10 protein-coding genes and 1 riboswitch are annotated in these 13,040 nt (G+C 70.4%); of the genes, 6 read left to right on the top strand and 4 right to left on the bottom strand.

All coding sequences use genetic code 11. From position 1 onward, the window contains the following. The first annotated feature begins 31 nt into the window (after positions 1-31). The 5 genes from ACQEU1_RS38690 (at position 32) to ACQEU1_RS38710 (ending at position 5,528) form a co-directional block, all read left to right on the top strand. Positions 32-2,467, top strand: coding sequence for a chitobiase/beta-hexosaminidase C-terminal domain-containing protein (locus tag ACQEU1_RS38690; protein ID WP_433216994.1), 2,436 nt, complete (start codon positions 32-34; stop codon positions 2,465-2,467). Positions 2,468-2,541: 74 nt separating this feature from the next. Then, positions 2,542-2,922, top strand: a complete 381-nt coding sequence (locus ACQEU1_RS38695) for a TIGR03618 family F420-dependent PPOX class oxidoreductase (protein WP_433213577.1) — start codon at positions 2,542-2,544, stop codon at positions 2,920-2,922. Continuing rightward, positions 2,915-4,048 (top strand): precorrin-6y C5,15-methyltransferase (decarboxylating) subunit CbiE, encoded by a 1,134-nt coding sequence (gene cbiE, locus ACQEU1_RS38700; RefSeq protein ID WP_433213580.1) that lies wholly within the window; start codon positions 2,915-2,917, stop codon positions 4,046-4,048. The genes ACQEU1_RS38695 and cbiE overlap by 8 nt, the downstream gene beginning before the upstream one ends. Further along, the gene (gene cobM, locus ACQEU1_RS38705) at positions 4,045-4,785 is read left to right on the top strand and encodes a precorrin-4 C(11)-methyltransferase (protein WP_433213583.1); all 741 of its coding nucleotides are present in this window, start codon (positions 4,045-4,047) and stop codon (positions 4,783-4,785) included. The genes cbiE and cobM overlap by 4 nt, the downstream gene beginning before the upstream one ends. Then, positions 4,782-5,528, top strand: coding sequence for a cobalt-precorrin-6A reductase (locus tag ACQEU1_RS38710; protein WP_433213586.1), 747 nt, complete (start codon positions 4,782-4,784; stop codon positions 5,526-5,528). Before cobM ends, ACQEU1_RS38710 begins: the two co-directional genes overlap by 4 nt. On the opposite strand, the gene ACQEU1_RS38715 is transcribed toward ACQEU1_RS38710, so the two are convergent. The 3 genes from ACQEU1_RS38715 to ACQEU1_RS38725 are packed head-to-tail and all read right to left on the bottom strand — an operon-like array spanning position 5,500 to position 8,620. Then, the gene (locus ACQEU1_RS38715) at positions 5,500-6,951 is read right to left on the bottom strand and encodes a precorrin-2 C(20)-methyltransferase (RefSeq protein WP_433213589.1); all 1,452 of its coding nucleotides are present in this window, start codon (positions 6,949-6,951) and stop codon (positions 5,500-5,502) included. The genes ACQEU1_RS38710 and ACQEU1_RS38715 overlap by 29 nt on opposite strands. Then, the gene (locus ACQEU1_RS38720; RefSeq protein WP_433213592.1) at positions 6,948-7,568 is read right to left on the bottom strand and encodes a precorrin-8X methylmutase; all 621 of its coding nucleotides are present in this window, start codon (positions 7,566-7,568) and stop codon (positions 6,948-6,950) included. The genes ACQEU1_RS38715 and ACQEU1_RS38720 overlap by 4 nt, the downstream gene beginning before the upstream one ends. Further along, the gene (locus tag ACQEU1_RS38725; protein WP_433213595.1) at positions 7,565-8,620 is read right to left on the bottom strand and encodes a hypothetical protein; all 1,056 of its coding nucleotides are present in this window, start codon (positions 8,618-8,620) and stop codon (positions 7,565-7,567) included. Before ACQEU1_RS38725 ends, ACQEU1_RS38720 begins: the two co-directional genes overlap by 4 nt. Before the next feature lie 8 nt (positions 8,621-8,628). Continuing rightward, positions 8,629-8,763, top strand: a riboswitch (cobalamin riboswitch). A gap of 35 nt (positions 8,764-8,798) precedes the next feature. Here ACQEU1_RS38725 and cobN point away from each other — a divergent pair. Continuing rightward, positions 8,799-12,365 (top strand): cobaltochelatase subunit CobN, encoded by a 3,567-nt coding sequence (cobN, locus tag ACQEU1_RS38730; RefSeq protein WP_433213598.1) that lies wholly within the window; start codon positions 8,799-8,801, stop codon positions 12,363-12,365. Here the strand turns inward: cobN and ACQEU1_RS38735 are convergent. Next, positions 12,326-13,033 carry a helix-turn-helix transcriptional regulator gene (locus ACQEU1_RS38735; protein WP_433213601.1) on the bottom strand — a complete coding sequence of 236 codons (708 nt, stop codon included), beginning with the start codon at positions 13,031-13,033 and terminating at the stop codon, positions 12,326-12,328. The genes cobN and ACQEU1_RS38735 overlap by 40 nt on opposite strands. Positions 13,034-13,040: the final 7 nt, after the last annotated feature.

Below are 13,040 nucleotides of genomic sequence, written 5' to 3' on the forward strand. Positions count from 1 at the left end.
CGCCCACGCGGCCGACGACTACACGCAGAACGTGACCGCGATCGACGCGACTCAGGCCCGGATCAACTTCACGCCGACGACCCCTGCCAACTACGTCGACGTGCACTACCTGATCTCCGGCCAAACGCAGCAGAACTTCCGGATGACCAACAACGCCGGGACCTGGCAGAAGACCGTCGGGTCGCTGTCGTCCGGCACGGTCGTCGACTACTGGTTCACCTACGAGAAGAGCGGTCCGCAGTACGACACGCCGCACTTCAGCTACACCCACCAGGGTGCGGCGCAACCGGTGGCCACCCCGGCGTTCAGCCCGCCCGGCGGCACGTACTCGACGGCGCAGACGGTGACGATCTCGACGTCGACCAGCGGCGCGACGATCCGCTACACCACGGACGGGTCTACGCCGACGACGAGCAGCCCGGTGTACAGCGGGCCGATCAGCGTGTCCAGCAACAGGACCATCAACGCCATCGGCATCAAGTCCGGTCAGCCGAACTCGGCGGTGGGCAGCGCGTCCTACGTGATCGGCACGCCGGTCGCCACGCCGACGTTCAGCCCGCCCGGTGGCGCCTACGCGTCCGCGCAGACGGTCACGATCTCGACGAGCACGTCCGGTGCGACGATCCGGTACACAGTGGACGGTTCGACGCCGACCGGCAGCTCGCCGGTCTACAGCGGGCCGATCTCCGTGTCCAGCAGCCGGACCGTGCAGGCGATCGGCATCAGGTCCGGGCTCGCGAACTCGGCCGTGGCCAGCGCGACCTACACGATCGGGACGCAGCAGGGATGTCTGCAGTCCGACACGCCGAACTTCGGGCCCAACACCCGGATCTTCGACCCGAGCATGTCGGCGACGAGCATCCAGACGCAGCTCGACATCGACTTCAACAACCAGAAGGACACGATCACCGCGCAGATGGCACCGCGGCGGGTCGCGCACCTGTTCAAGCCCGGCACCTACAGCGGCATCCACGACGACGTCGGCTACTACACGTCGGTTTCGGGGCTCGGCAAGAACCCCGGTGACGTCGTGATCAACGGTGACATCACCGTGGACGCGTTCAACGAGTCCGACAAGGGTGTGGCGCTGCAGAACTTCTGGCGCTCCGCCGAGAACATGGCCGTGGTGCCGAGCAGCGGCACCAACCGGTGGGCCGTCGCGCAGGCCGCGCCGTTCCGCCGCATGGACGTCCGCGGCAACCTCGCGCTCTACCCGGCGAGCTACGGGTTCGCGTCCGGCGGCTACACGGCGGACACGCGCGTCAGCGGCCAGACGGCGTCGGTGTCGCAGCAGCAGTGGTACACCCGCGACTCCAACTACGGCAGCTGGAACGGCGGCGTGTGGAACATGGTGTTCTCCGGCACGCCCGGGGCACCGGCCACCACCTTCCCGAACCCGCCGTCGACCAACCTGGCGACGACGCCGATCTCCCGCGACGTGCCGTACCTCTACTTCGAGAACGGCAAGTACCGGGTGTTCCTGCCCTCGTTGCGCACCAACGCCTCCGGCGCTTCGTGGATCAACGGCGGCACGCCCGGCACGTCGCAGCCGATGAGCGAGTTCTACGTCGTGAAGGCCGGCGACACGGCCGCCACGATCAACGCGGCGCTCGGCAACGGCTGCAACCTGTTCTTCACGCCCGGCATCTACAACGTCAACCAGACGATCAACATCACCCGGCCGAACACCGTGGTGCTGGGCATCGGCTACGCGACGATCGTGCCGCAGAACGGCGTCACCGCGATGCAGGTCGCGGACGTCGACGGCGTGCGGATCAAGGGCATCCTGTTCGACGCGGGCACCACGCTGTCGAACTCGCTGCTGACGGTCGGCCCGGCCGGCTCGTCGGCGTCGCACGCGTCCAACCCGACCACGCTGCAGGACGTGTTCTTCCGCGTCGGCGGCGCGATCGCGGGCAAGGCGACGAACAGCCTCGTGGTCAACAGCCACAACACGATCATCGACCACACCTGGATCTGGCGCGCCGACCACGGCAACGCCGGCACCTGGGGCTGGAACGAGGCCATCGGTGACACCGGCCTGGTCGTGAACGGCAACAACGTGCTGGCCACCGGCCTGTTCGTCGAGCACTACCAGAAGTACCAGGTGATCTGGAACGGCAACGGCGGGCGGACCATCTTCTTCCAGAACGAGATGCCGTACGACGTGCCCAACCAGGCGTCCTGGAACGCGCCCAACGGCGTGACGGGCTACGCGGCCTACAAGGTCGCGGACAGCGTCACCTCGCACGAGGCGTGGGGTCTGGGCAGCTACTGCTTCTTCAACGTCAACCCGTCGGTGCGCGCCGAGCACGCGTTCGAGGTGCCCAACAGGTCCGGCGTGCGGCTGCACAACCTGCTGACCGTGTCGCTCAACTACCAGGGCACGATCACCCACGTGGTCAACGACGTGGGTGGGGTGACACCGCCGGGCACGGTCCCGGTGAACGTCATCAGCTACCCGTAGAGCAGCCCTGAAGTGCGGCCCGTCACCTCCTCCTGGTGACGGGCCGCATCGCTGCGCCCGCCTATGATCGGTCCATGTCGATCGAGCGCGGCCCCGAGTTCACCGAGTTCTGGACCGAACGGCACCTGTGCACGTTGTCCACGGTCCGTCCGGACGGGACTGTGCAGGTGGTGCCGGTCGGGGTGACGCTCGACCAGGAGGCCGGTGTCGCGCGGGTGATCACGTCCGGCGCGTCGTGGAAGGTCAGGCACGTGCGCAGGGCCGGGTACGCGGCGGTGTGCCAGGTGGACGGTCGGCGTTGGTCCACGTTGGAGGGTCCCGCCGTCGTGCGCGACGACGTGGAATCCGTTGAGGACGCCGAACGGCGGTATGCGGTGCGCTACCGGCAGCCGCGCGTCAACCCGCAGCGCGTCGTGATCGAGATCCAGGTGAAGCGGGTCAGCGGCAGTGTCTGACGTCGTGGTCGTCGGCATCGGCGCCGACGGGTGGGACGGGCTTTCGCCTGCCGCCCAACAGGCTGTTTCCAGCTCACGTGTGCTGATGGGGTCGCGGCGGCAGCTCGACCTGGTGCCGGGGGAGTTCGAGCGGGTGGCGTGGCCGTCGCCGCTGGTGCCGGCACTGCCGGGACTTTTCGAAACACATCGGGACGTGTGCGTGCTCGCGTCCGGGGATCCGATGTTCCACGGCATCGGCACGACGCTGGTGCGGTTGCTGGGAGAACGCGTCACGGTGATCCCGCACCCGTCGTCGGTGTCGCTCGCCTGCGCGCGGCTCGGGTGGGCGTTGAACGAGGTCGAGGTCGTGTCGCTGGTGGCTCGTTCGGCCGACCTGCTACGCCCCGTGTTGACGCCGGGACGGCGCGTGCTCGTGCTCGGTGGTGACCCGGAGACCGTTGCGGCGCTTGCCGGACCGATCATCGTGCTCGAACAGCTAGGTGGTGCCGCCGAGCGGGTTTACCCTTGGTCCGGGCAGGACTCGGACCCGCTGTGCGTGATCGCGATCGAGTACGGCGGGAGCGCTTTCTCGCGGGTTCCCGGACTGCCCGACGACGTGTACGAATCCGATGGCCAGCTGACGAAGCGAGAGGTGCGGGCTATTTCGCTGTCGAGATTGGCGCCGCTGCCCGGGCAGGTGCTGTGGGACGTCGGGTCCGGATCGGGCTCGATCGCGATCGAGTGGGCGCGCACGCATCCGACGTGCCGCGCCATCGCCGTCGAGCAGTCGGCCGAACGCGCAGAGCGAATCGGTCGTAACGCTGCGTCTCTGGGCGTGCCGGGCGTGGAGGTCCACATCGGACGGGCACCGGAGGCGTTGCAGGGCCTGGAGAAGCCCGACGCGATCTTCGTTGGCGGCGGGGTGACCGTGCCCGGCGTGCTCCAGGCCTGCTGGGACGCCTTGGCTTCCGGCGGTCGTTTGGTGGTGAACGCCGTGACGCTCGAGTCCGAGGCCGTCGTGGCGCAGTGGTACGCGAAGCTCGGCGGCGACCTGGTGCGGATAGCCGTGAACCGCGGGTCGGCGGTCGGCAAGTTCACCGGGTGGCGGCCGCACATGCCCGTGACCACGTGGAGCGTCATCAAGTGACCGTGCACTTCATCGGCGCCGGACCAGGGGCGGCCGATCTCATCACCGTGCGCGGGCAGTCGCTGATCGCCTCGTCACCGGTGTGCCTGTACGCCGGCGCGCTGGTGCCGGTGGAACTGCTGGACTTCTGCCCACCGGGCGCGCGCAGGGTCGACACGGCCGAGCTGACCCTGGACGAGATCGTCGCCGAACTGGTCGCGGCCGCCGAGGCCGGGCTCGACGTGGCGCGGCTGCACTCCGGCGATCCGGCGGTGTTCAGCGCGATGGCAGAGCAGATGCGCCGGTTGGACGCGTTGGGCATCGAGTACGACGTCACGCCGGGGGTGCCCGCCTTCGCCGCCGCCGCGGCGTCGTTGCAGCGCGAACTCACCGTGCCCGGCGTGGGACAGACGGTGATCCTGACGCGCACCTCGCAGCGCGCCACGCCGATGCCCGAGGGCGAGGACCTGGACACGCTGGGGCGCAGTCGCGCGACGCTCGTGCTGCACCTGGCCGTGCAGCGGATCTCGGACGTCGTCGCCGAGCTCGTGCCGAACTACGGCCGGGACTGCCCGGTGGCGGTCGTGGCGTACGCGTCGCGTGCCGACGAAGTGGTGTTGCGCGGGACGTTGGACGACATCGCGGCGCAGGTCGCGGCGGCCGGGATCAAGCGGACCGCGGTGATCATCGTGGGACGGGTGCTGGGGGCGACGCAGTTCCCGGACAGCCACCTGTACTCGGCCACCCGCGTTCGATGATCCTCGTCCTCGGTGGCACGGGGGAGGCGCGGGACCTCGCGCGGCGGCTGGTGGCCGGTGCGGTCGAGGAGGGCGGGTCTGTCGTTCCGCGCCGCCGGGTCGTCTCGTCGCTGGCCGGGCGGGTCAGCAGTCCCGCCCTCCCCGCGGGCGAGGTGCGCATCGGCGGGTTCGGCGGTGTCGACGGGCTCGCGCAGTGGTTGCGGGACAACGATGTCAGGGCCGTGATCGACGCGACGCACCCGTTCGCGCGGCGGATCACCCAGAACGCCTTCGAGGCCTGTCAGCAGGTCGGCGTGCCGTTGCTGGTCCTGCGGCGGCCCGGTTTCGAGCCCAGGCCCGGCTGGACGTGGGTGGACAGCGTCGCCGAGGCCGCGCGGTCGTTGCCGGGGGAGCGGGTGTTCCTGACGACCGGGCGGCAGGACCTGGCGGAGTTCGCCGGGTGCCCGCAGTGGTTCCTGGCGCGGATGGTCGAGCCGCCGGAACCGCCGCTGCCGCACCGGATCGAGGTGCTGCTCGCGCGCGGTCCGTTCACCGTGGACGGTGAGCTGGAGCTGATGCGGTCGCGGGCGGTCGACGTGCTCGTCACCAAGGACAGCGGCGGGCCGATGACGTCGGCCAAGCTCGACGCCGCCGAGCAGCTCGGGATTCCGGTAGTGGTCGTGCGCAGGCCACCGCTCCCGCCGGCGGAAGTGGTGGCCTCCGTGGACGACGCCGTCAGCTGGTCGGGTACCGCCGGGGTGTGAACACGACGCCCTCAGGAGTCACGACCGTCTGGGACGAGCCGATGATCAGCAGGCAGCGCATGTCGATCGTGGTCGGGTCCAGGGTGCCGAGCGTGAGGACGCGGATCTCCTCCTCCAGGCCGCCGACGTCACGTCCGACGACGACCGGGGTCTCCGGTGCGCGGTGCCGGAGCAGCAGGTCGCGCATGTCCGCCACCTGATGGGTGCGGGCCTTGGACGCCGGGTTGTAGATCGCGATCACCAGATCTGCCTTGGCGGTGGCTTCGAGCCGTTCGGCGATGACGTCCCACGGCTTGAGGCGGTCGCTCAGCGAGATCACCGCGTAGTCGTGGCCGAGCGGCGCGCCCGCCTTGGCGGCCACGGCGTTCGCGGCCGTGACGCCGGGGAGGACGCGCACCGGCACGTCGCCGGTCTCCGCCGCCACTTCGAGGACCGCCGTGGCCATCGCGAAGACGCCGGGGTCGCCGGAGGAGATCACCGCGACGCGCGCGCCCTTGCGGGCGAGGTCCAGCGCGAAGGCGGCGCGTTCGGACTCGACCTGGTTGTGCGAGGAGTGCTTCTTCTGACCGGGGCGTGCCGGCACCCGGTCGAGGTAGGTGCTGTACCCGACCAGCTCGTCGGCGGCCTCCAGCTCCTGGCGGGCCTCCGGGGTGAGCCACGCGCGGTCGCCGGGGCCGAGACCGATGACGACGACCTCGCCCCTGGGCTTGGCGGGCTTCGACCGGCTCGGCAGCAGGGCGAGCGAGAAGTACGGCACCTCGCCGGGGTCGACGTCGGCCAGCGGCGACATCTTCTGCCTGCCGGTGGTGGCGCGCTCGACGTACCAGGCGCCGTCGAGCCGGCCGGACGCTTCGAGCGCGCTGCGGACGTTGCCGAAAGTGCGGCCCAGCTTGAGGATCGCCGCGCAGTCGGTGTCGGCGAGGCGGCTCGCCAGTTCGGCGGGCGGGAGGGTGCCGGGCAGGATCGTGAGCACCTCGTCGCGTTCGACGAGCGGGGTGCCGAGGACCGCGGACGCGCCGCTCACCGACGTGACGCCGGGAACGACCTCCCACTCGTAGCGGTCTTGGAGGCGTTTGTGCATGTGCATGTAGGAGCCGTAGAAGAACGGGTCTCCCGCGGCGAGCACGACGACCGTGCGGCCCGCGTCGAGGTGCGCGGCCAGCTTGGCGGCGGCCTCCTCGTAGAACGAGTCGATCTCGCCCTGGTAGTCGTCGGTGTCCTCGGTGGTGACCGGGTAGACGAGCTGTTCCATGATCTGGCCGTCGCGGAAGTACGGCGCCGCAATGGTTTTCGCGACGGACCTGCCGTGCCGCGCGCTGTGGAACGCCACCACGTCGGCCTCGCTGATGAGCCGCGCGGCCTTGACCGTCACGAGTTCGGGGTCACCGGGACCCAGGCCGACGCCGTAAAGTTTGCCCGTCACTCTTCCTCGCTCGCGATCGCGTTGATGGCCGCCGCCGTCATGGCACTGCCGCCGCGCCGTCCGCGCACCACGAGGTGCTCCAGATCCGTTGCGGCCAAAGCTTCCTTGGACTCCGCGGCCCCGATGAACCCGACCGGGATGCCGAGGATCGCGGCGGGCCGCGGCGCCCCGGCGGCGATGAGGTCGAGGAGGTGGAACAACGCCGTGGGCGCGTTGCCGATCGCGATCACCGCACCGCCGAACCGGTCCTGCAGGAGCTCGAGGGCGGCGGCGCTGCGCGTGTTGCCGATGGCCTTGGCCAGTCCGGGTGTTCGCGGGTCCTGCAGGAAGCAAAGGACTTCGTTGTCCTGCGGCAGCCGGCGGCGGGTCACGCCGGACGCGACCATGTTGGCGTCGCACAGGATCGGCGCACCGCTGCGCAGGGCCGCGCGCGCGTCGCGGACGACGTTCGGGGAGAACGCGACGTCGGCGGGCAGGTCGGTCATGCCGCACGCGTGGATCATGCGGACGACGACCTTCGCGACGTCGTCGGGGAACCCGGTGAGGTCCGACTCCGCGCGGATGGTGGCGAAGGACTGGCGGTAGATCTCCGCCCCGTCCTTGATGTACTGCGTCAACGGATCTCCTCGTAGCCGTCGCCGGTCGCGACGAACTCGATCACTTCGCCCGCCGGGCGGCCGCAGCGGCGGGCACAGCCCGACCAGTGCACAGCGCCAGGACTGTCGGACCTGCTCCCTAGAATCGAAATTGGGGGTACCCGGCCTGGCCCGTGTGTGTGGTGGGGCATGTTGAGCCAGGCGCGTGCATCGGCGCGTACGTCGGAGAGCGACTTGGCGCAGCCGGGGCGGCCGGTGCAGGCGCTGACGCCGTGCCAGGGGGAGCGCGGGTCGGTGATGAGGCCGGTGGTGTCGGTGCCGGCCGGCACGACCAGGCTGCGCCACGGGGTCAGGCGCAGGGCGACGCCGGGGAGTTGCTCAGCGTCGAGGCGGCCGAGTGGAACGCCTGGGGTCAACGGTGAAGGTGCGACAGGAGTCACAGCCGGGGTGACGCGCGGGGCGTCGGAAATGCCGAAGTGGGCGGTGATCTTTCGCACACCGTCGTCCACTTCGGACAGGCGCCAGGCCGTGCCGCGCACCTGCTGGAAGAGGCGGGCGGCGGACAGGAGGGCGTCGACGGGGTCGGTGACGCGAACGCCCGTGTCGGCGCCGGCGAGAAGCAGCACGAAGCCGCCGGACGGCTCGTTGACCAGCCCGAAGTCACCGCCGAGCCCGCTCACCGCGGCACCTGCCGTCACCAGGAAGCGCCCCGGCAGCCCGGCCAGCGAGGCGTCCGCGCACAGCGTCTCGTCGATCTCGTCGACCAGCGCCTGGTTGTCCTCCAGCGGCGCCGCGATGATGTTGCGCATCCGCTCGTGCGTCGCCGACGGCAGCAGCCCCGCCGCGGCCAGCCGCGCACCCAGTTCCACGCCGTCCGACAGGCCTCTGATCTGGAGGTTCGCCCGCGAGGTCAGCTCCACCGCGCCGGACCCGAGCTCCAGAGCCGCACCTCGCACGACGTCCCACTGAGCAGCGGAGAGGGTGCCGCCCGGCACCCGGATGCGCGCCAGCCCACCGTCAGCCGCCTGATGCAGCTCGACGGCGCCGGGGCAGGCATCCGGGTGACTACGCATAGGTCGGACTGTAACCCGCCGGTTAGGGTGAGCCCGAACGACGAAGCGCAGGAGGAAGCCGGTGTGAATCCGGCGCGGTCCCGCCACTGTGACCAGCGCACGACGCTGGGAGTCAGGAACTCCGCTTCGGCCGTCACCCGCAACCTGGGGCGAGGACCCCACGAGGGATGGAGCCTGCGTGATCCTGCTGCTGTCGACCTCCGACACCGACCTGCTGTCGGCGCGTGCGAGCGGTGCCGAGTACCGGCTCGGCAACCCGGCGCGCACCACCGTCGACGACCTTCCCGGGCTCGTGGACGATGTCGAGCTGGTCCTCGTGCGCATCCTCGGTGGCCGCAGGATGTGGGAGGAAGGGCTCGACTGGCTGCTGGCCTGCGGGCTGCCCGTCGTCGTGCTCGGCGGTGAGATGCAGCCCGACGCGGCGCTCATGGAGCTGTCGACGGTGCCCGGTGGCGTGTGTGCGGAGGCGCACCTCTACCTCGCGCACGGCGGCCCGGCGAACCTCACCGAGCTGCACAAGTTCCTCTCCGACACCGTGCTGCTGACCGGCCACGGCTTCGCGGCCCCCGCGGCGACCCCCACGTGGGGTGTGCTGGAACGGGAAGAGACGACGGCCGAAGGCCCCACGGTCGCGGTGCTCTACTACCGCGCGCACCACGTCGCCGGGAACACGGCGTTCGTGCACGCGCTGTGCGACGCCATCGAGGCCAAGGGCGGCAAGGCCCTGCCGGTCTACTGCTCCTCGCTCCGCACCGCCGAACCCGAGCTGCTCGACACGCTCCGCAAGGCCGACGCGCTGGTCGTCACGGTGCTCGCGGCGGGCGGCACGAACCCCGCCAAGGCCTCGGCCGGCGGTGACGACGACGCGTGGGACGTTGGCGCGCTCGCCGCGCTGGACGTGCCGATCCTCCAAGGCCTGTGCCTCACCTCCAGCCGTGAGACGTGGGACGAGAACGACGACGGACTGTCTCCTCTGGACACCGCGACCCAGGTCGCGATCCCGGAGTTCGACGGCCGGATCATCACGGTTCCGTTCTCCTTCAAGGAGATCGACGAGGACGGCCTCACCGTCTACGTCGCCGACCCGGAACGGGCGCTGCGCGTCGCGGGCATCGCGGTGCGGCACGGCAGGCTCCGGCACATCCCCGTCGTCGAACGCAAGATCGTCGTGATGCTGTCGGCGTACCCGACGAAGCACTCGCGCATCGGCAACGCCGTCGGCCTCGACACGCCCGCGTCCACCGTCCGGCTGTTGAAGGCCATGCGGGAGCACGGGTACGACATCGGCGACGAGCTGCCGGGCGTCGACGAGCTCGACGGCGACAAGCTCATCCACGCGTTGATCGCCGCCGGTGGCCAGGACGCCGACTGGCTCACGCAGGAGCAGTTCGAGAGCAACCCGATCCGCATCGCCGCTGCCGACTACCGCGAGTTCTACGAGACGATGCCGGACGACTTCCGCGAGTCGATGCGGGAGCACTGGGGCGAGGCGCCCGGCACGCTCTTCGTCGACCACTCCAAGTCCAAGGACGGCGAGATCGTGCTGGCCGCGCTGCGGTCCGGCAACGTCGCGGTGATCGTGCAGCCGCCGCGCGGGTTCGGCGAGAACCCCATCGCGATCTACCACGACCCCGACTTGCCGCCGTCGCACCACTACCTCGCGGCGTACCGGTGGGTCGAGTCGAACTTCGGCGCGGACGCGGTCGTGCACGTCGGCAAGCACGGCAACCTGGAGTGGTTGCCCGGCAAGACCGTCGGCATGTCGGCGTCCTGCGGCACGGACGCGGCGCTCGGCGACCTGCCGCTGATCTACCCGTTCCTCGTCAACGACCCCGGCGAGGGCACGCAGGCCAAGCGCCGTGCGCACGCCACGCTGGTCGACCACCTCGTGCCGCCGATGGCCCGCGCCGACAGCTACGGCGACATCGCGCGCCTGGAGCAGTTGCTGGACGAGTACGGCAACATCTCCGCGATGGACCCGGCCAAGGTGCCGGCGATCCGCGCGCAGATCTGGACGCTGATCAAGGCCGCCAAGCTCGACCACGACCTCGGCATGGAGGACCGCCCGCACGACGCGGAGTTCGACGAGTTCATCCTGCACGTCGACGGCTGGCTGTGCGAGGTCAAGGACGTGCAGATCCGCGACGGCCTGCACATCCTTGGCGAGGCGCCGACCGGAAGCGTGCGGGTCAACCTCGTGCTCGCCATGTTGCAGGCACGGCAGATGTGGGGCGGTCAGGTCGCCGCGCTGCCGGGCTTGCGGGAAGCGCTCGGGCTCACCACCACGGGCCGCGAAGACGTTGACGCGGTTGAGGAAGAGGCCCGCGCGCTCGTCCAGGCGATGGAGGACGCCGGCTGGGACCGCGCGGCCGCGGCGGGTCTGCACGAGTCGGAGGACGTGCGGAAGATCCTGGAGTTCGCGGCCGTCGAGGTCGTGCCGAGGCTCGCGCGCACCACCGACGAGATGACGAACGTCCTGCACGCGCTGGACGGCGGCTACATCCCGGCAGGCCCCTCCGGTTCTCCGCTGCGCGGCCTGGTGAACGTGCTGCCGACCGGCCGCAACTTCTACTCGGTCGACCCGAAGGCCATCCCGTCGCGGCTCGCGTGGGAGACCGGCCAGGCGATGGCCGACTCGCTGCTCGCCCGCTACCGCGACGAGAACGACGGCGAGTGGCCGCCCTCGGTCGGCCTGTCGGTCTGGGGCACGTCCGCGATGCGCACGTCCGGCGACGACATCGCCGAGGTGTTCTCGCTGCTCGGCGTCCGGCCGGTGTGGGACGACCAGTCGCGGCGCGTCACGAGCCTGGAGGTCGTCCCGCTCGACGAGCTCGACCGCCCGCGCATCGACGTCACGGTCCGGATCTCCGGCTTCTTCCGGGACGCCTTCCCGCACGTCGTGTCCATGTTGGACGATGCCGTGCAGCTCGTCGCCGCACTGGACGAACCGGCCGAGCACAACTTCGTGCGCGCCCACATGCTGCGCGACCTCGAAGAGCACGGCGACCAGCGCCGCGCCACGTTGCGCGTCTTCGGTTCCAAGCCGGGCGCGTACGGCGCGGGCGTGCTGCCGTTGATCGACAGCCGCAACTGGCGCGACTCGTCCGACATCGCCGAGGTCTACGCGGTCTGGGGCGGCTACGCCTACGGCCGTGGCGTCGACGGGATCGAGGCGCGCCAGGACATGGAGTCGGCCTACCGCCGGATCGCGGTGGCGGCCAAGAACATCGACACCCGCGAGCACGACATCGCCGACTCGGACGACTACTTCCAGTACCACGGCGGCATGGTCACGATGGTGAAGGCGTTGACGGGCAAGGCACCCGCCGCGTACGTCGGCGACAGCACCCGCCCGGAGGCCGTCCGCACGCGCACGCTCACCGAGGAGACCTCGCGGATCTTCCGCGCCCGCGTGGTGAACCCGCGCTGGGTCGGGGCGATGCGCAACCACGGCTACAAGGGCGCGTTCGAGCTCCAGGCGACGGTCGAGTACCTCTTCGGCTACGACGCCACGACCGGTGTCGTCGCCGACTGGATGTACGAGAAGCTCACCGAGACGTACGTGCTCGACCCGGAGACCCGCAAGTTCATGCAGACGTCGAACCCGTGGGCGTTGCACGGCATCGCGGAACGCCTGCTGGAGGCGGCCGAGCGCAAGATGTGGGAACACCCCGAGGAGTCCACTTTGGACGCGCTGAGGGCGGCTTACCTGGAGACCGAGGGCGACCTGGAAGACGGCGCCTGAGAGATCCTGACGCAGCAGTGACCCGGTGACGGATCGAGGTGGGCGGTGACGCCGCTCGCCTCGATCCCGTCCAGCAGGCCGCTGATCAGGCAGAGGTTCATGCCGCACACCAACTCGGTGTGCCGGTGCGCCAGGCTGTGGAACGGGCAGTTCCGCAGCAGGATCGATCCACCCTCGGCCAGGGGCTCGAAACCGAAGCGCGCCAACGCCTCCGTCACGCGGTTCGACGCCGGCCCGCGCGACGCGTCCGCTTCTGCGGCCTGCCCGGCAAGATCGGCGCCCCACTCGTAGGCGCGGCGATTGAGGATCACCCGCGCCGGCTCGCCGGTCTGCTCCGCCTCCACCAACGCGTCCGTCACGAGATGGCTCGCGGCCTCGTACCGCCGGTCCGGCAACGACACCGCGATCTGCTCGTCCGACCGCCGGTAGAGCTTCGCCGGCCGTCCCGCACCCGGCCCCGACCGTCCGGTGCGGCGTTCGTGGACCACTGTGAGCAACCCCATCTCGACCAGCTTGTCGAGGTGGAACGCGGCCGTCGTGCGGGGCAGGTCGACGGCCGCCGCTGCCTCGTCCTTGCTGATGGGACAGGTCGCGCGGGCCACGAGGTCGTAGAGCTTGCGCCGGTTCGGTTCGTCCAGGGCCGCGACGGCGGCGACGGGGTCGGCCATCTCTAAA

Origin of the sequence: Lentzea sp. CA-135723, from assembly GCF_050936595.1 — a bacterium.
Classification (GTDB): Bacteria; Actinomycetota; Actinomycetes; order Mycobacteriales; family Pseudonocardiaceae; genus Lentzea.

Coding starts and splice junctions, on each gene's coding strand:
- ACQEU1_RS38695 (WP_433213577.1), top strand. CDS start 2,542: ATGTCGATCGAGCGCGGCCCCGAGTTCACCGAGTTCTGGACCGAACGG.
- ACQEU1_RS38735 (WP_433213601.1), bottom strand. CDS start 13,033: ATGGCCGACCCCGTCGCCGCCGTCGCGGCCCTGGACGAACCGAACCGG.
- ACQEU1_RS38725 (WP_433213595.1), bottom strand. CDS start 8,620: ATGCGTAGTCACCCGGATGCCTGCCCCGGCGCCGTCGAGCTGCATCAG.
- ACQEU1_RS38710 (WP_433213586.1), top strand. CDS start 4,782: ATGATCCTCGTCCTCGGTGGCACGGGGGAGGCGCGGGACCTCGCGCGG.